Source organism: Ornithinibacillus bavariensis (assembly GCF_050433565.1).
GTDB lineage: Bacteria > Bacillota > Bacilli > Bacillales > Amphibacillaceae > Ornithinibacillus > Ornithinibacillus bavariensis.
This window is the reverse complement of sequence record NZ_JBNPWZ010000006.1, coordinates 150,841-168,913: the sequence shown is the minus strand read 5'-3', so window position 1 is coordinate 168,913 and position 18,073 is coordinate 150,841. Positions and strand designations below refer to the sequence as shown.

Below are 18,073 nucleotides of genomic sequence, written 5' to 3'. Positions count from 1 at the left end.
TTTCTTATTTAGAGTAAATGCACATAAATTCCTTTCTTAAGGATTATGTGCATTGTAAGTTTTTGCTAGTTATGAATTTGTCTTTTCTGCCTCGTAATAGCCTAATTTATGGTAAAGATACAGTTGATTAATTTGCTCCTTAGGATATGCTTCTAATAATTCAAGCATTTCTTTTGCAAATTCTAATGAAGCTGTTCCATTTGCAGTAACAATCTTTCCGTCACGAACTGCTTGTTCGAATACATAATTCCCTTCATTGCTGTAGGTATCTTTTGCATAGGCTTTTAAATCATTCAGATCATTGCTTGTATGCTTTATGTCATTTAACCATCCATTTGCTCCCATAAAAACTGTGGCATCACATATTGCCCCTACTGGAATATCCATGGCAAATGCCTTCTCCATTATTGGGATCACGTTATTGCTTAGTGGTTTACGCCAGGAGTTTCCCCCAATTAGAATTAAACCATGAAAGACTTCAGGTATATTTTCTACCGTATAATCTGGTAGAACAGTTAATCCACCGATAGACTTTATAACTCCCTTACTGATACCAACTATCTTAGTGATGTACTTGTCTGTTTCATTTAAAAAAGCTGCTACATATGCTATTTCCCAATCAGCAAATTCCTCCAAAACAACTATTAAAATCTCTTTTTTCTCAGTCTGATTCATGTTATTTCCTCCTAATTAAATTGAAAAATTCTATTATTTTGATACTGTCTTCAGTATATAATGGAATAGTGACAATTGATGACACAATTAGAAAAAAGGGTGAAAGTTTTGAGTAAAGCAATTAGATTAAATGAATTAAGGTTGTATATTAATCGAGTGAAAAAGTTTAAGGTAGATGATTTAGCAAAAGAATTTAATGTTTCAAGAAGAACGATTCTTAGAGATTTAGAAGAACTAAGTATTTTGGGGGTCCCATTAATTTCAGCAGTAGGAGCTAATGGAGGATATCAAGTATTAGAAGAAAAAAATCTACTTGCTGTCTCTTTTACAAAAGAAGAAACTTTCTCTATCTTTTTTGCTCTTTTGTCTTTAAAACATTTTATTAGCCTTCCTTTTGAATCGGAATATAATTCAATCATAAAGAAGTTTTATCTGAACTTAAACGGAAAGATGAAGGATGAAATTGATTTAATCAAAAATAAGATTGATTTTAAAATAGATAACCAGAGTAAAGAAAGTCCTCTATTGAAAGAGTTGTTTATGGCGGCAATAGGAAATGAGCCGCTCTGGATTTCTTACTTGGGGGTGAAAAGAGAGGTACAACCAGTTGGATTATTTTCTCAGTATGGAAGATGGTATTGTCCTTCGTATTGTTATCTTAGGAAGGATTTTAGACTTTTTCGTTGCGATCGAATATCAGAGATTGAAAGAAGTACAAGAAGCGACAAGATGAATCTAAAAGATACCAACTTAAATGATATTATTAAGATTTTAACAACAAAAAAAGAGTATGAGCTTAAAGTGGAATTAACACCAGAAGGAGTAGAAAAATATAAATCTAGTGTTTCACTTTACTATCAAATATCCATTGATAGTAGAGGCTATGGAGTCATTAAGGGGTCAATTAGTGAAACGGAAATAGAGTTTTTAGCTGATTATTTCATACAAATGGGGAACCACGCAAAAGTAGTTGAACCCATAGAGTTAGTAGCTGAAATAAAAAAGAAAATTTTAGTATTAAATGATTTATACCGTGATTTGGTATAGGAAACGATAACCAGACTACTCATCAATACTTATTCAATAGCAAGTAGCTTGAGCGAAACAAGAAGCTGTAGCTGTAGCTTCTTTTTTTTGGTAAATATGACAGACAGTGAACTGTTCTATAACCAGTTTGAAAGTGAAGAGAATTATTTACTTGCTAAAGAACAATGGCGTGAAGAGGCTAATAATTCCCCGTATCAACCTACTGAAAATGAAGTTTTCAGTAGGAAGAGGATCTCCAATTATTTAATAGACGATCTCAAAATACCTCGTATTGACAATCCGTATCGATACGTTCAAACTGTTAAAAGGGAGCGGGAGAAAAATATAATCATCCAGACACAGGATGGATTGGGCGTTACAAATCCACTACTTCTAGGTGAAAAACACATACACTTTCCAATCAAGGACACAAATCTTGATTTGGAGTTATTGCAGGAATACCTATCTTCCAAACCAATTGCCTCAAGACTAGCAATATTTAGGGATCTGCAAATAAATTATAGCTTGCAAGACTACCCTGAACTTTTCGATATAGTTATTAAAGCAATGATCAATATTGAATGCATTGATGAGGCTAAACGACTAACCGAACATATTTAAACGAAAGTAGTTTTTGGATGGACTGTCTTATTTAATTCAAGTTCACATATTCGAAAACCATTTTGTTGAGAAAAAAGCAATTAAAATTTATGCTAGAAAATAAATGAAATGATAATCATAAAATACTAAAAAAGTGAGGACCCACGATGATTGCAAAGACTGAAGCGGATTTTAATGGATTAAAAGAAATCGGTAGAATTTGTGGAGCGATTCGAGATGAATTAGTCCAATGTACGAAACCTGGAATTACTACAAAAGAACTCGATGAAATTGCTAAAGACATGTTTGAAAATGCAGGTGCTCAATCGGCACCAAAAGGAGAATACGATTTTCCGGGATATACGTGCATTAGTGTAAATGAAGAAGTAGCGCATGGAATTCCAGGGGAACGGGTCATTCAAGAAGGGGATATTGTAAATATTGATGTTTCAGGATCGAAAAACGGTTATTTCGCAGATACTGGAATTTCCTTTGTTGTTGGGAAAGGAGAGATAATGTTACAGAAAATATGTGACGTTGCGAAAGAAGCATTTGACGCTGGACTTGAGAAGGCAAAACCAGGTTCGAAAAAAAGCGCGCTTGGCAAAGCTGCACACAATGTAGCAAAAAAATATGGTTTAACAGTCATAAAAAACCTTACTGGACACGGAGTTGGGCGCTCGATTCATGAAGCCCCCGATCATATATTCAATTATTTCTCCCGCTGGGATGACGAAATTTTAAAAGATGGTATGGTAATTGCCTTTGAACCTTTTATCTCTACTCTTGAAGAGGAAGTTTTCCAATCTGAAGATGGATGGACATATCTAACCGATGAAAGCTTTGTAGCTCAATATGAACATACGATTATTCTTACAAAGGAAGGGCCAGTAGTCACTACATTGTAAGAGCCATAATCATACAAAAAACCATCTATATACCTAAAAATATAGATGGTTTATGTTATGTAAATATATTACTTCTAGGGTTGGCAACATAAATTACCCTCGCCCTTTTCTAAGGCAGATTTTAAACTGTCAAGAACACCTGACCACGCCATTTGGTGCCAATTCAATGCTTCAGTCCAGTCCTCACTATCCTTAAATCCCACATGTTCAACAATCACCTTTGTAGAATCTGAATCGATAGTTGCAAAACATACTTTTACAGTTGTTAGCTCATTTTCATCGTTCATTAGTGTCGCGAATTGGTCTGGTCCTTTCCAAGTGAAATGTAGCTCTTTTTCATTAATAAGCTTAGTGATCTTACAGCCATTAGTATTCATACCCTCTCTATTTCCAGGTACAAAATAAAGTTCATATGCACCACCTATCTTAGCTTCAACTACGGTTTCAGGAGCAAACCATTCAGCAACTCTATCAGATATTGTCCAAGCATACCATACTAATTGTAATGGCACGTTAATTGTTATCTCTTTAATGATAGCTTTATCATTTGTTACAGTTGTCATAGAAATCTCTCCTTTTTGTATAATTATCACTTTTAATAGTATCATTATTAAAAAAATTATGAAATAACCACTATTACATTTGCAAAAATAAATGTAATTTAAAGAAGATGACTCTTTGTGTGACACCCAAAAGTTAACTTTGAATATCGCTCTAACTTTTGGGGTGCAGTACACTTGTTGAATACAGAAGTCATCTTCTTAGAGGGAATAAGCTTTTTAAAAATGTCTTTTACAAGTGACATAGGTTGTCATTCTGTTCATTCTATCAACGAACCGGTAGAGATAGTTAAAGAGAGATTGTTGACCATTTTCTTACACCAACTACCTTTTTATTTGGGGTTGTATTTTATTAAAAAATTTATGGAAGGAATAGTTTAATAATGCATCAGTAAAAATTAACATGAAAAAATAACTGGATTTAACTTTTATTTTAAACACATCAAGCTTTTTTAATAGGGCAATTATCGGAAAGGCGTAGATTAGGTCTGCTACGAGATTGATTATAGAATATGGAAGGAATTTTCCTTTAGATAAATGAAAAAACCATATATTTGATATAAGATAAGGGCCAAAAACAAGTAGCACAGCGGTTTGAAATAGATTTTTTTTAGGACCTTTTACATACCATAATTTATTTACTGTAAAGTAAAATATCTCAAGTATTAGGAGCATGGTTGAAAACAAGGAAACGGGTAAATATTTGATGAATAATTTCTTTTTGTTCGGTAGAAAGAAAACAGATAACCAAGAAGCTAAGAATATAGAGATCTTTATTGTCGCTTGTAACACCTTTATCATTCCCTTCACTTTTTTATTCTGTTAAAGATGGCGTTTTTTATGCAAACGCTGTGTTGCTGACGGTAATAATCGGAGTTTACGTTGAAGCTATTTGGATTAAAGCGAAAGAAATAAAAAAACCATGCTAACTGCTAAAAATCCAGTTTGAGTGGAGTTCAGTTTGCCTTATTTAATGGTGATCATACTTTTTAAGTGAATGCTTACTGGCGGGATTCCGCAATATAGAAAAAGACCTAGCTTTTTGTGCTAGGTCTTTTTCTACATTGTAAATTACCTCGTATCCACGGAACCTAATTTTTTTGCCTCAGCAATAATACTGTTCATTAATAATTGAACGGTTTGATTTTTGGCTAATCTTGGGCTCTGACCAGACCAAAGTGACATAAAATCTTGATTGTTTTGTGCAGCAGAAGCTCTTCTAATAGCTTGTGTTAGTGTATTTTGAATAGGGAAATCCGGTAAAAGTGTTTCATGTTCCTGCATTTCTGTAATAAATTTATTTTTAATTCCTCTTGCCCATTTACCTGAAAATGAACGGGTTAAAACGGTCTGATCTTCTTTAGCATGAAGAATTGCTGTTTTATGAATCTTATTTGCTCCACTTTCCTTACAAGTCAAGAAAGCCGTCCCCATTTGTACGCCTTTAGCACCTAAACAAATCGAAGCCATTAGTCCTCTTCCATCCATAACTCCCCCGGCAGCTACGACAGGAATGCTTACACTATCTACTACCTGTGGAATTAAGGACATTAAACCAACTAAACCTTCTTGAGAATCATTCATAAAGTTTCCCCGATGCCCACCAGCCTCACTGCCTTGTACCACAACAATATCCATTTGTGCTTTTTCAATTTCGACTGCTTCTGTAACTGTTGTTGCTGTTCCCACCAGAATAATGTTAGATTGTTTTAATTCAGTGATCACTTCTTCAGATGGAATGCCAAATGTAAAAGAACATATAGGAACCTTTTCTTGCCTCACAACCTTAATTTGCTCCATAAATGTTGCAAAAGCATGATTAAAATTAGGAATTTCAAAGTTATCTCTTTGGTGTAAATTTAATTGCTGACGAATGGGATTTAAGAACTGATTAGCTGATTTAATATTGTTCTCTATAACCTTAAATTTTTTAGGAACAAATAAATTAATACCAAACGGATTTGAAGTTAACTGTTTTATTTCCCTAATTTGTTCTCGTATTTGCGCAGGCGTCATATACCCTGCTCCTATCATTCCTAGACCTCCGGCATTTGAAGTCTCAGCCACTAATTTAGAAGTGGTTATTCCGCCAGCCATAGGGGCTTGAATAATTGGATACTCGATATTCATTCGTCTTGTCATTTCATTAGTAAACATAATTAACACTCCTCGTAGCTTCATTACTTGATACCGTATAACCAGCAATTGTATTCTTAAAGGAAAAATCTTTTTGCATAAGTAGAAGAGCGGGGGATAGGCAAATCTTTTAATCCTCTTAACATAAATTAAATCAGTTTTTCCCTATTTAATAGAATAGCTTACTTCCTTAAATAGAAACATCCAGTAATAGAGGATTATATGTAAAGGATATCTCTTTTCTGATATATTGAATAATACATAATATTGATATTGGCCATCAGTAATTTAGATGGCAGGAAGGGGTGAGGATTTTTAATGGATTTGTCTACATTAAGAGTTTTCCAGACGGTTGCAAAGCTTGGGAGTATTTCACAAGCAGCAAGAGAACTTCAATATGCACAATCGAATATCACGATGAAAATACAGCAATTGGAAGCAGAACTACAAACGACCTTATTTTATAGACATAATCGAGGGACTGCTTTAACCGCCAAAGGAAGCCTGCTATTAACATACACGGAAAAAATATTAAATCTTATAGAAGTAGCAAAAAACGTAATAAATGATGATCAAACACCAAAAGGTCCTTTAATTATCGGTTCGATGGAAACAACTGCAGCAGTTCGATTACCAGCCATATTCTCAAAGTACCTTATAAACTATCCAGACGTTGATCTCACTCTAAAAACAGGTTCTACGGAAGAAAATATCCTAGGTGTTCTCCAGTATGAGCTTGATGGAGCATTTGTAGCTGAGCCTATTGAACATCCTGATCTCATTCAAAAGGAGGTATTTGAAGAAGAGTTAGTACTTGTAACAGATGCAATTCATCCTCCTATATCCTCAATCAAGGACATTCAAACGAAGACATTACTTGTATTCCGTACAGGGTGCTCTTATCGGGAGAGGCTCGAACAATGGTTTCACCAAGAACGGGTGATTCCTAAAAAAATAATGGAATTTGGAACCCTAGATGCAATCATTGGATGTGTATCTGCTGGTCTAGGAATTAGTATGGTCCCACAAAGCGTTGTAGAAAAACAATTACAAGAAGGAACGCTTAGAAAGCATTTACTTCCAGAAGAATATAGAAAAGTAAAAACGGTATTCATCTATAGAAAGGATAAGTATGTACCTTCGGCTTTATTAAAGTTTTTAAATGTATTAAGTGAGTAAATGAGAGGTTAGTCTAAAAAAGAGAGTGAATAAAATTTGTTAGTTCTCTTAAAGGGGATAAAATGGTGGATCAACGGAATGCGACGACTGAAGAAGAGAAGAAAAGGTCTTATCTGCTTATCTTAAGCAAGGTATTTATGGTAACTTAGAGACTTTTTCAAGGGAAGAAAAAAGAAAATTGATTGTTTTACAACATATAATAAAACGGTTTGAACAGAATAGGATTTACCCCGAAAAGGAAGTTAACGGAATATTAAAGACAATATACAGTGATTTTGCTACAATCAAAAGATACCTAATTGAATATAACTTTATGGAACGTTCTAAGGATTGTACCGAATACTGGATAAAAGATTGGGGTAGGATTATCGGAATGAACAACAGCGGGGTAAAGAAAGATAGAAAAAGATTTGAATGGAACCATATGGAGGTAAATTAAATGAACATTATATCAGAAAGACTAGTTATACGTAATTTTACACAGGACGATTGGCAAAGTGTCTATGAGTATACATCGGATAGCAATGTTATGAAGTATTTACCAGAGGATGTTTTTTCTGTTGAAGATGCAAAAAAATTTGTAATGGACAACAGTGGTGAAAATGCTAAGTATTTCCCTGTGTTGTTAAAGGAAGACCAAAATTTGATTGGTCACATTGTGTTCCATAAGTATTTTGGTGATCATACATATGAGATAGGTTGGGTGTTCAATCCTAAATATTATAATAAAGGGTATGCTTCTGAAGCAGCACACGCTATATTAAAATATGGTTTTGAGACAATGGGATTACATAGAATAATAGCTACCTGTCAGCCTGAAAATACGCCATCCTATCGAGTAATGGAGAAGATTGGCATGAGAAGAGAAGGGTTTTTCAAGAAATGTATACCCCAAGGAAACGAGTGGTGGGATGAGTATTATTACGCAATCTTAGATGAGGAATGGAGTTCTTAGCCTCTTTAACTATTGGTAGGCATGTTGCAAAGATAAAGAACTAGGGAGGATATCATGAGTATATATTTTCAGAACTTTAAAGATGTCCTTAAAAAGGAATTTATGTTAGTCATAATGGTATCTGTATTATTAGTTTTTACTTTCTTTCTATGGGCTGGTATTCCAGTTTTTATTATTGGTAGCTTCGTATCAGAGTTAACTTCTAATATTGCAATCATTCACTTTTGTATTTCCCTATCAGTGGGATTCCTGTTTTCATTATTTTTCGTACCAATTAATCTAAAGGTTGCTAGAAATATCGCTAAAATAAAGAATCGTAGTGTATGGATTTCTATTGTTCGTATAGAAATAATATGGATAATCGTTTGTGCATTAATTTTTGCAGTAATTTTTAATATAGTTATTCAACTATAATGCGATGCAATCGTTGTCCAACCGCTTTCGGGCTAATTAAAAATCAACACAAATTCAGACTGGATCTAGTAGGGACTCAGTCTTTTTTCGTTGTTCCATATTCTACTAATCCCTTGTCATTACTGTTTTTTTATTGTCTTTTTCGATTTTATGTTTTTCCCTTCTCTTTTAACAAAATTGTTGCAGGAGGTTCTATGTGTGTATATAATGTTTATATAGTATATATACAATATGTAGGGGTAATTTTGTAAATGGGTAATGACAAAAAAATAAACGTATAACAACTACTACTCATATACACTATAAAGGGTTCAAAGATAGTAATTACTCAAAATGTGAAGCATGAAAGGTGGAAGTGTTTAAATGGTAGAAAAAGTAGTAACAAATAATAAAAATCTAACAAAACGCTGGATGAGCATCATTGCTATATTTTTAATTATGCAATTAATCTTTTTCGTGGTTGATGGCACTTCCCTGGAGCCAAACATAAACGATAGTGATAATTTATTTGCCAAAATAGCAAGAGGGATTTTGGATTCGAAGCTATTTACGGAATGGATATCTCCTTATTCCTTTCCTTTTTTTAATATGTTCATGACAATTCATGTGATTGCTATACTGATTCAAGCCGTACACGACATTATTGCAAGTTTGCTTCGAAAAGAATAAGAGAGAGGGATTCACATGCAAATAATTATTTCCAACAGTTCAAAGGAGCCGATTTATGAACAAATTGTAAATCAAATACGATCGTTAATTTTAGCAGGAGAACTACAAGAAGGAACTGCAATACCTTCTATGCGTAAACTTGCAAAGGATTTACAAATTAGTGTAATCACAACGAAGCGTGCCTATGAGGAATTGGAGAAGGCGGGCTTTATCTATTCCATTGTCGGAAAAGGGTCCTTCGTCGCAGAGCAAAATCTAGAGGTTATTCGCGAGAAGAAGCTGAGGGTTATTGAGGAGCAGTTGAGCGCAGTCATAACGAATAGCCGAGAAATTGGTCTGTCACTTGAGGAGCTACAGCAATTACTGAAGATTCTATATGAGGAGTGAGAAGAATGGAAAAGGTGGTTGAATTAAAAAATGTCACGAAGGAATTCAAAGGTTTTTCCGTTAATAATATTGATTTACAAGTAAAGCAAGGCTTTGTAACAGGGTTCATTGGGGCAAATGGATCTGGTAAGTCAACAACGATAAAAATGATAATGAATCTATTAAAGCCAGATGCTGGGGAGGTTAAGCTTTTCGGGTTGGATTACAGGGAACATGAAAAGGAGATTAAGGAGCGTATCGGATTTGTATATGATGGCAATGTCTTCTTTGAAGGGATGAACTTAAAAGATATAAAGCGCATTGTTGCACCAGCTTACAAGCACTGGGATGATACATTATTTTATCGATATATGGAGCAATTTGAATTACCGCTTAATAAAGCGATGAGGACTTTCTCAAAAGGGATGCAAATGAAGGCATCATTGGCAATAGCCCTTTCACATCATGCAGAGCTCATTATTATGGATGAGCCAACAGCAGGCTTGGACCCTATATTTAGAAGAGAGTTGTTGGATCTTTTACAGGAATTAATGGTTGATGATAATCGTACCATTTTCTTCTCTACGCATATTGCAACTGATTTAGATCGTATTGCAGATTATATCGCTTTTATACAGAGAGGGGAATTAGTATTTAATAAGTCCATTCACGATATAGCTGAAGACTATGCACTCGTTAAAGGGGGAGTGGAGCTTCTGGATAGAGACACGGAAACCGCTTTTGTTCATGTTCATCGTGCACCAACAGGATTTGAAGCATTAACGGATAATATAAAAGAAGTGAAAAATATTTTTGGGGATTCGGTTGTCATTGAACAAGCATCACTAGAAGATATCATGTATCACTTCAAAGGGGGGATACAGCATGTTTAATTTGATCAGACGTGATGTCATCTTACAGAAAAGGCAACTATTAATCTTTATTCCTTTTATCCTATTCTTTATCATTATGGATGCACATCCAGCCTTGACATTTCTCATTGCTAGCATTTTTATTCCCTTTAACACCTATGCTTACGATGAAAAAGTAGAGACAAACATATTATTAAATTCCTTACCTTATACACGTACGGAAATTATCGCATCGCGCTATCTTGGTGCTATTATTTATATGGTTTTAGCCATTGGGGTGACAAGTCTAACATTTTTTGTTTTCAATAAACCGTTTACGATGACTGATATTGCGATTGGCGGAGGCTTATTCTTAGTATTTGCTGCATTTACCTTTCCATTGTTTTATATATTTAAACCAGGCTATATTTCAACGGTTGTACTCATTAGCTTTATCCTTTTAGCAGGTATTGGACCATCTATTGTGCTATTTTTAGCTGAACATTTAACAGCAATAACTGATTTTCTTGTTAATTTATCCGTCCCAGCATTATATATAGGAGCGGCAGTTATTATCATAACATTCTATGCTGTTTCATGGGGAGTTACCACTTTCATTTATCAACGGAAAGCGTTCTAAGTGGTTCTTTGTACGAACTGAATCTAAGTCACTTGAAGTATGGTAAAAGTTTCTATTGAGAGCTATGTATGCTTAGGAAGGTCTGGAGGTTTATTAGTCGACGGTAAGAAATAATACGTTTATAATTCAACTTAGCTTCTTCTCATGATAGTAGTAATAAAATTTTTAAAATGAGAGCAAGCTATTCTAGGAAATAAATTTATAGAAGGGGCTAAGTGCAATGAATTCAAAAGAGTTAAGAGAAAAAATTGCAATGTACTGTCAAGAATATGACAGTTTATATGGAAAGCTAGTAAAACCTATTAACGATATGCTGATGGATATAGATGCAGGGATATCGGAAAATACAGCTAACCAAATATTAGAAAATCTAAAATTATTTCACGAAGGAGAAAAATATATAGCAGATTGCCATCTAGACGAAAGTAATAACTTTATTAAAGATGGTATTGAGGACTTGAAAAAAGGAAACCTGGCTGATGGTGCATTACAAATATTTGGTGCAGGGTTAAATTTTGCTAGTTTTTCAGTTAAGGCTGCTGCATTTAAAAACATTAATCCTCATGAAATGATCAATGAGCGATTTAAATTAATAAAAGACTCCTTAGAATAATAATAAATAAAATATGTAATGAAAGTGATTGACATTCTAACGTACGGTTCCGTTATAAACACTGTTTCTATTGCAGGGATTCACTTATAGAATAGGATAGCTACTTACTCTGTAAGTAGGTTTAATTAGGGATGCAGCATTAGTATTAGGGTAATCCATTTATTGCGCGATTGCGGAAATAGATTCTACCTACTACTCTAATTACTTATTATTTGTGGGAAGCGGACAATTTTGTTATACTAATTAATAGATATACTATTCTCATAATTTAAATGTGGTATCTTCTATTGTTAAGTAACGAGTCTATATTTCTAAACAGCTAATGTAAGGTCTTTGACCATTTGATGAAAGCTACTTCAAATGTGTCTAAGACCTTTTTGAGTTGCTTTAAGATTATAAAGGAGGGACTAAAAAATAATATTGCTCGTTAAGTGAAGAAGAAATGTCATATAAACTATCAGATGGATTAGGTAGGGGATAGGACTGCGTTTTGTTGAGAATAGAAATACCTCGATAAGTGAGCAATGCCGTTCATTATGTATGAAATACTATGTTTATTCATTCAACTAGAAGATTCATATACCAGATTCTGTCTTATTAATAATTCTAGGAGATGATTCAATGGAAACTTTACCTTGTAAAGGCTGCAAAGGGATGTGTTGTGGGCCAGTTCCTATTACAGAGGCTGAGCTAAAGAGAATAAAAAAGAAGGTAAAGGCGATGCCTCTAAAAAAACGATTAGAATTAGAAAAGCAACAACGTTTTTTTGGTACCTGTATTTTTTATGATGAAGTAAATGATCGATGTGGTATTCATTCCGTACGTCCATCAATTTGCAGGGCATTTGGACACCATCAAAATCTTGTTTGTTTTCGTGAACCGAAATTAGCTATTAAAGATAACTATATAGCCGATGAAAAGCCAGTAGGGATTCTGAGTGTTGATTTTACTTGGAGAGATTTCACATAATGAACCTCAAGGTAGGAGGAATCGCTCAAAAAAATAGAAACATATTCAATTAGGGGAAATCCTTCTATATGGGAAGATGGGTTTTACCTGGCTAGTGTTATAATAAAACCACTTAAAACTCTTATGCTACTTCATTTATGGAATAATCGAGCTTTTAAATTAGCTATTTGAGGGTATTAACCAAGGTGATCATGGAATGGTCACCTTTTTTAGTCAATATTATTATAGTATTTTTGGAATATTGTGTTAGTATATGGTAGCATGAGTGACAGACGTTCTAATGAACCTGGTTATAGAAGAAGTAACTATCGAGCTTATAATAATTTGTTCCTTAAAAAAGGATAAGGGAGGACTTGTATGGAGGCGTATTATTGGGATACCCAACTGGAATACCTAAGAAGAACAAGAGATTTATATTATAACGATGACTATTTGGAGTTTCTAGTAACTAGCGTTTGGAAGATTTCTAAACCGATACATATAATAGATTTTGGTTGTGGATATGGGTATTTAGGACTGAAATTATTGCCAATTTTACCAAAGGGCTCTAAATACACAGGAATAGATAAAGGCCAACAGCTTATTAATAAGGCGAAAGAATACTTTCATAACCTTCCGTATGAAACGGAATTCTTTGTAGCGGATACGAATGAGATAGAAATGGAGAGTAAGTACGACATTGCTGTTTGTCATGCTTTTTTGTTACATATGTCCGAACCAAAAAGAATGCTTCAAAGAATGATAGATTCTATTGTTAACGATGGAAAAATAATTTGCTTCGAGCCACATTGGATATCAGGTATGTCATCATACGAACTTGCGGGATATGAACAATCACAAATTGTTCCACTAGGTATTCTTCAGAAACTATTTGAAGGAAGTAAAAACAAAACTGGAAATGATGGGAATATTGGAGCAAAAGTACCCATTTATTTATCTGAATTGGGCGTGAAGAACATTGAGTGTCGAGTCAGTGATAAGGTTAATTTCCTCCATCCTGATAAGAATCAACAAGATAAGCAAAAATTGTTTCATTCACTTAAGGAGGATGGAGTGGGTGGAGCACCTGTAGATAAAGCCCAGTTTATTGAAAACTTGATAAAACGAGGGATATCAGCTAAGGATGCACTAGAGCAATTTGAGGCTGAACTACTGTTTTCACAAGTATTTAACATGGACTCCTCTTTAATTTACGCCCCCAGCATGAAAATTACTTTTGGAGAGATAAAAAAATAGTGATTAATCCTAGCCCTTTAAATTTTTATTCAATAAATGGGTGATTTAATGAAAGAATAGATATTTGTTTTAGTAACTGTGCTATTGAACCTTTTAATTTAAGCAAAACTTTATTTCAATCAAAATTGTAATGTAGAAGCGTGAATATTTCCGTTCGTTTACTAATGTCCAATGAATCTATAGATCCTATAATAATTTTGGTCAAATAGCTTTGAGTGTATTTTGCTTTAGAAAAATCTATTGGAGAGAAACTATATGAGGAAATATGAGGTCAAGCGTATACATAATCTATTGAATTTTGATTTGGATAGTTTAGTAAAACAAAGCAGAGAAGAAGGTTTTTGTTTTGTAGAAAGATTAGTAAATGATTATAAAAATGGCAGCAATACCTTCAACGATTTTGGAGAGGGTTTATTTGGTGTGTTTAATGATGACAATGTACTTGTTGCTATTGGTGGATTAAACAAAGACCCATTTTCATATGGACAAAATATTGGCAGGCTAAGAAGATTTTATGTTAGCAAAGCGTATAGAAGAAACGGCATCGGAAGTCTTTTGGTAAAAGAAATAATTAACGAAGCAAAAAGATATTATAAAATATTGGTACTTTATACAGACACCGAACAGGCTGATAAATTTTATACTTTAATTGGATTTTCAAAGGAAAATATTTATTCGAATTCCAGTCACTTTATCGAGTTTAAACGCTAAGTTGTAGTTATTCAGCTAAACGGTGAGATTGCAGATACAGTAATCAAAAAGATAACGAATATGGCAACTACTGAGTTTGCGGTTGCCATAATAGTTATATTTCTATTCATTAGTAATTTAGCTATTTTGGCTAATCAATAGGTGATCAAGGAGCCTTTGGTAATAGTTATCTTTTTACCATGTTGCTATTGGTTTTATTCTACATGCTTTTATTCATATGGGGCAATCCATCATTCGTTCAATTTACCCTGGTGCATTCACTTCATTGATTACTTTGTCACCGTGTACATGGTATTACTTAGTAAATATGATTTATAACGTTACCTTAACCAAATGACCTATATAGTAATAAGTCTTGAATATGGAGCTAATTTTTTAGTATAAACTTCTACAGTTTTCAGGTAGTTTAAAAGGATTTTCTTTATTAATGTGATCATAAAACATAATTCCATTAAGATGATCGATTTCATGTTGAACAACAATAGAGGCATAGCCTTTAAGCTTCACTACTATTTCTTCCCCCTCTACGTTTAGCCCTCTAACTTTAATCTTCTCATATCTGGGAACAAACCCTTTTATATCACGATCAACGGAGAGGCAACCTTCGCTAGGTGGTAAGTAAATCATGGAAACGGAATGGCTGATTATTTTCGGATTAATTAAAGAATATTCATGCTTATTCCCCTTCTCATCAGTCAAATAAGCTACGAACATTCGCTTATTTAAGCCAATCTGATTTGCGGATAAGCCAACTCCTGCACGCAATTTGTATTTTTTTGATAGATGGCGATCTTGACTATTTTTCAAGAAATTCATCATACAAATTAATGTTTCCTTATCTTCATCAGATGGAGCTCCTATTATTTCTTTTGTTGGTTGACGAAGAATTTCATTTCCTTCCCTTATGATATCTTCCATTGTAATTATGTACGTTGAATGAAATTTACTCATAAATAAATAACTCATCTACCTTTACTTTTAGAGTTTTCGATAATTTGAAAGCTAGCACCAGTGTGGGGTCATATTTATCATTTTCGATACAATTTATCGTTTGTCTAACAACACCACACTCCTTAGCGAGCTGTTCTTGTGTTATCCCCAGTTTCTTTCGTATTGCTTTAATTTTATTTTTCAACAGTATCACCTATGTCAAATGTTTTGGACATAATTATTTTATCAATTTTGATAAAAATGTCAATAACTTTAGACATTTTACCATTTTCTTGAGGGTGTATTAGTAATCGGTGTAATCAAGCATTGACTTAGTTAGTGCATGAACTGGAAGAAGCATTAACGGTTATCCAAATATGTCTCGAGGTAAATTTGGAACGAGTAGTTCGATTTTTATACTTGACAATACCCATCGGGGGTATGGTAAAGTGGAGGTGAAATAAAAACTAGGAGGTATTTAACATGTTAAATAAAACAGTTAACGTACAAGGGATGTCTTGTGGGCATTGCGTGAATTCTATTGAACAAAGTGTTGGATATCTAAATGGTGTTAAAGAAGTAAAAGTTCATTTACAGGATGGAAAGGTGGATGTAGCCTTTGATCCAGAGAAAGTCGAATTGAAGGATATTATAGCAGTTATTGAAGAGCAAGGATATGATGTTGCGTAAGAAACTGAACTTTAAATAATACCAAAAAGCTAATTTTCCTGAGTAATTTAATATAGTGTTGGTTATCGTAAGGTTTAAAGAAGATAATCTATTACAAATTCACAAGTTCAAAAGGAGGAAGGAACAATGGATCATAGTAAACATCATCATCACCATGCACATAATATGGAATCAGAAATTAAAACAACTGTGACCTATAATAATGGAAAAGTTGTTATTAAGTTGGAAGATGATAATGGTAACCCACCCGAGCTTTCGACTCAACATGAAAAAGTGATGCATTTCATTATTGTTTCTAATGATTTGAAGGAGTACTTTCATCTACATCCAACGAAGGAGCAACAAGAAATCTATACAGTAAACCAACTTCTGAAAGATGGTACCTATCAAGCGTTCGTTGATATAACACCGAAAAATAAAGCATACCAGATTAAGCCAAATATTTTACAAGTTGGAACAAAGGATACGAGCAAAGCGAACCTTGACGGAAAGGATAATTGGACGAAAGAGCAAAATGGAAAGACAATAACTTTAGTTGACGTAGATGCAACTGTTGGGGAAGAAGTTCCGTTAGTCTTTCATATGCATGGAGAAAAGCCAGAGCCACATCTTGGTGCTTTAGGCCATGTAGTTATTGTTGATGAGAATGTCGAAACGTATATTCATGTCCATCCAGCTTCAGCAAATACAACTACCTTTAATGCGTATTTTACTAAGCCCGGTATGTACAAGATTTGGGCAGAATTTAAGTTCAGTGATAACAAATATGTCTATCCTTTTGTTATAGAGGTAAAGGAATAAGCAAATTGTTAAAGGAGGTAAGGTAGATGAAGGACTATCGACTTGAAGTGTACACTCGACCTACTTGCTCTGATTGCCAGGACTTAAAAGAATTCTTGAAACGTCACGATATTCCTCATAAGGAATACGATTTAGCAAAAGACCCAGCAAAAGAAAAAGAGCTTATAAAAATAACGGGAAATAGAATCGTACCAGCGCTTGTATTTTCTCAGTCATCTTTATTCGGATTGATGAGAAAGACAAAGAGTATGATAGGGTTTGAAACGAATAAGGATGAAATAAAGAAACTGTTAAAAGTAGGATAGTTGGCATTCCATACTTTGGGGTGAGGGTAAGTAAATATATTTTTTTGAAATATTTATACCCTCCCCCAGTATGGTAACTGCTAATGTGCGAAATAATATGGAGAATTATAAAAGGGGAGAGATTTATGGAAAACGAGTTGAAGAAAGTTAAAATAGCCGTAAACGGGGGAATAGGCTATGGGGCAAAGCTAGATGCTAAACAATTGGTGACCATCTCAACGTATATGAATGCAGATGATGAACTTGAATTAACCACTTTTCAACAGCTGTATATCGAGATTCCAGAGAATAGAAAAGAAGAAATTATAGCAGAGTTTGAACGTGTTGGATTGTCTTATTATCCAGTCGGTAACTTTGTAAAGAGCTTGCGAACCTGCAATTTCTGTAAAGGTGAGGAAAGAGAAGGTATGCCAGTAGCAAAAGAATTAAACAAACGATTTGCGGGTAAACCGGTGCCATTTACACTGAAGATGGCCTATACTGGTTGCCCTATAGGCTGTGGTGAACCGATGGTAAGCGACATTGGTGTTATGAAGTTTAAGGATTATTACAATTTATATGTCGGCGGAAAGGGAAAAGGAATGGATGCGGAGGTCGGATGTTTGCTCAAGGAAAATATAGAGCCAGAGGAATTATACGATACGATAGAAAAGATTATTGATACCTACTCGGAAATGGGGAAAAAGCGGGAGACATTTTTTAAGTTCTGGAAGAGGATAGGGAAAGAACAATTGATTGGATTACTATAAGACTTTTTGAAATGATAAGCGTTACTGCCATAAGGACACGATAAAATCATTTACTTTGTGAGTATAGGTGAACTTGGGTATCTGGTTACA

At 34.1% G+C, this 18,073-nt stretch carries 24 protein-coding genes; 19 read left to right on the top strand and 5 right to left on the bottom strand.

Annotated elements, in window-relative coordinates; genetic code table 11:
• Positions 1 to 69: 69 nt before the first annotated feature.
• Positions 70 to 675, bottom strand: coding sequence for a type 1 glutamine amidotransferase family protein (locus HNR27_RS12240; protein ID WP_429339938.1), 606 nt, complete (start codon positions 673 to 675; stop codon positions 70 to 72).
• A 108-nt stretch (positions 676 to 783) separates the two neighbouring features.
• Here HNR27_RS12240 and HNR27_RS12235 point away from each other — a divergent pair, with 108 nt between their 5' ends.
• The 3 genes from HNR27_RS12235 to map all read left to right on the top strand — a co-directional run bounded on the left by HNR27_RS12235 (position 784) and on the right by map (position 3,209).
• Positions 784 to 1,722 carry a helix-turn-helix transcriptional regulator gene (locus tag HNR27_RS12235; RefSeq protein ID WP_429339937.1) on the top strand — a complete coding sequence of 313 codons (939 nt, stop codon included), beginning with the start codon at positions 784 to 786 and terminating at the stop codon, positions 1,720 to 1,722.
• A gap of 87 nt (positions 1,723 to 1,809) precedes the next feature.
• Entirely contained in the window at positions 1,810 to 2,322 is a 513-nt protein-coding gene (locus tag HNR27_RS12230; protein ID WP_429339936.1) for a hypothetical protein, read from the top strand.
• 146 nt (positions 2,323 to 2,468) lie between these two features.
• On the top strand, positions 2,469 to 3,209 hold the full coding sequence (map, locus tag HNR27_RS12225; protein ID WP_429339935.1) for a type I methionyl aminopeptidase: 741 nt from the start codon (positions 2,469 to 2,471) through the stop codon (positions 3,207 to 3,209).
• A 74-nt stretch (positions 3,210 to 3,283) separates the two neighbouring features.
• Here map and HNR27_RS12220 read toward each other — a convergent pair whose 3' ends face one another.
• Positions 3,284 to 3,772: an SRPBCC family protein gene (locus HNR27_RS12220; RefSeq protein ID WP_429339934.1), complete on the bottom strand. Its 489-nt coding sequence runs from the start codon at positions 3,770 to 3,772 to the stop codon at positions 3,284 to 3,286.
• A 1,068-nt stretch (positions 3,773 to 4,840) separates the two neighbouring features.
• Positions 4,841 to 5,926, bottom strand: a complete 1,086-nt coding sequence (locus HNR27_RS12215) for an NAD(P)H-dependent flavin oxidoreductase (RefSeq protein ID WP_429339933.1) — start codon at positions 5,924 to 5,926, stop codon at positions 4,841 to 4,843.
• A 297-nt stretch (positions 5,927 to 6,223) separates the two neighbouring features.
• Here HNR27_RS12215 and HNR27_RS12210 point away from each other — a divergent pair, with 297 nt between their 5' ends.
• From HNR27_RS12210 to HNR27_RS12155, 12 genes are all read left to right on the top strand, one after another.
• A complete protein-coding gene (locus HNR27_RS12210) occupies positions 6,224 to 7,084 on the top strand; it encodes a LysR family transcriptional regulator (RefSeq protein ID WP_429339932.1) in 861 nt (286 codons plus the stop codon).
• 178 nt (positions 7,085 to 7,262) lie between these two features.
• Positions 7,263 to 7,523 carry a DUF2087 domain-containing protein gene (locus HNR27_RS12205; RefSeq protein ID WP_429339931.1) on the top strand — a complete coding sequence of 87 codons (261 nt, stop codon included), beginning with the start codon at positions 7,263 to 7,265 and terminating at the stop codon, positions 7,521 to 7,523.
• Positions 7,524 to 8,039, top strand: a complete 516-nt coding sequence (locus tag HNR27_RS12200; protein ID WP_429339930.1) for a GNAT family N-acetyltransferase — start codon at positions 7,524 to 7,526, stop codon at positions 8,037 to 8,039. It begins immediately after the preceding gene.
• 54 nt (positions 8,040 to 8,093) lie between these two features.
• Positions 8,094 to 8,453, top strand: a complete 360-nt coding sequence (locus tag HNR27_RS12195; RefSeq protein ID WP_429339929.1) for a hypothetical protein — start codon at positions 8,094 to 8,096, stop codon at positions 8,451 to 8,453.
• Between the two features lie 363 nt (positions 8,454 to 8,816).
• Complete coding sequence (locus tag HNR27_RS12190) at positions 8,817 to 9,122, top strand: YfzA family protein (RefSeq protein ID WP_212920869.1); 306 nt, start codon at positions 8,817 to 8,819, stop codon at positions 9,120 to 9,122.
• 15 nt (positions 9,123 to 9,137) lie between these two features.
• The gene (locus tag HNR27_RS12185; RefSeq protein WP_212920868.1) at positions 9,138 to 9,509 is read left to right on the top strand and encodes a GntR family transcriptional regulator; all 372 of its coding nucleotides are present in this window, start codon (positions 9,138 to 9,140) and stop codon (positions 9,507 to 9,509) included.
• Between the two features lie 5 nt (positions 9,510 to 9,514).
• Positions 9,515 to 10,381 carry an ABC transporter ATP-binding protein gene (locus HNR27_RS12180; protein ID WP_429339928.1) on the top strand — a complete coding sequence of 289 codons (867 nt, stop codon included), beginning with the start codon at positions 9,515 to 9,517 and terminating at the stop codon, positions 10,379 to 10,381.
• Entirely contained in the window at positions 10,374 to 10,979 is a 606-nt protein-coding gene (locus HNR27_RS12175) for an ABC-2 transporter permease (RefSeq protein WP_429339927.1), read from the top strand. Before HNR27_RS12180 ends, HNR27_RS12175 begins: the two co-directional genes overlap by 8 nt.
• Positions 10,980 to 11,199: 220 nt before the next feature.
• A complete protein-coding gene (locus HNR27_RS12170) occupies positions 11,200 to 11,592 on the top strand; it encodes a hypothetical protein (protein ID WP_429339926.1) in 393 nt (130 codons plus the stop codon).
• A gap of 621 nt (positions 11,593 to 12,213) precedes the next feature.
• Entirely contained in the window at positions 12,214 to 12,561 is a 348-nt protein-coding gene (locus HNR27_RS12165; RefSeq protein ID WP_429339925.1) for a YkgJ family cysteine cluster protein, read from the top strand.
• 357 nt (positions 12,562 to 12,918) lie between these two features.
• Positions 12,919 to 13,797: a class I SAM-dependent methyltransferase gene (locus tag HNR27_RS12160; RefSeq protein WP_212920864.1), complete on the top strand. Its 879-nt coding sequence runs from the start codon at positions 12,919 to 12,921 to the stop codon at positions 13,795 to 13,797.
• Between the two features lie 255 nt (positions 13,798 to 14,052).
• A complete protein-coding gene (locus HNR27_RS12155) occupies positions 14,053 to 14,508 on the top strand; it encodes a GNAT family N-acetyltransferase (protein ID WP_429339924.1) in 456 nt (151 codons plus the stop codon).
• A 375-nt stretch (positions 14,509 to 14,883) separates the two neighbouring features.
• Here the strand turns inward: HNR27_RS12155 and def are convergent, their stop codons facing one another.
• Positions 14,884 to 15,459: a peptide deformylase gene (gene def / locus HNR27_RS12150; RefSeq protein ID WP_212920862.1), complete on the bottom strand. Its 576-nt coding sequence runs from the start codon at positions 15,457 to 15,459 to the stop codon at positions 14,884 to 14,886.
• Positions 15,452 to 15,643 (bottom strand): helix-turn-helix transcriptional regulator, encoded by a 192-nt coding sequence (locus HNR27_RS12145; RefSeq protein WP_212920861.1) that lies wholly within the window; start codon positions 15,641 to 15,643, stop codon positions 15,452 to 15,454. Before HNR27_RS12145 ends, def begins: the two co-directional genes overlap by 8 nt.
• A gap of 278 nt (positions 15,644 to 15,921) precedes the next feature.
• On the opposite strand from HNR27_RS12145, the gene copZ reads away from it, so the two are divergent.
• The 4 genes from copZ (at position 15,922) to HNR27_RS12125 (ending at position 17,983) form a co-directional block, all read left to right on the top strand.
• Entirely contained in the window at positions 15,922 to 16,128 is a 207-nt protein-coding gene (gene copZ, locus HNR27_RS12140) for a copper chaperone CopZ (RefSeq protein WP_212920860.1), read from the top strand.
• A 126-nt stretch (positions 16,129 to 16,254) separates the two neighbouring features.
• Entirely contained in the window at positions 16,255 to 16,929 is a 675-nt protein-coding gene (locus HNR27_RS12135; protein ID WP_429339923.1) for a hypothetical protein, read from the top strand.
• A gap of 26 nt (positions 16,930 to 16,955) precedes the next feature.
• Positions 16,956 to 17,234, top strand: a complete 279-nt coding sequence (locus HNR27_RS12130) for a glutaredoxin family protein (protein WP_212920858.1) — start codon at positions 16,956 to 16,958, stop codon at positions 17,232 to 17,234.
• A gap of 125 nt (positions 17,235 to 17,359) precedes the next feature.
• Positions 17,360 to 17,983 carry a nitrite reductase gene (locus HNR27_RS12125; RefSeq protein WP_212920857.1) on the top strand — a complete coding sequence of 208 codons (624 nt, stop codon included), beginning with the start codon at positions 17,360 to 17,362 and terminating at the stop codon, positions 17,981 to 17,983.
• The last annotated feature ends 90 nt before the right edge of the window (positions 17,984 to 18,073 follow it).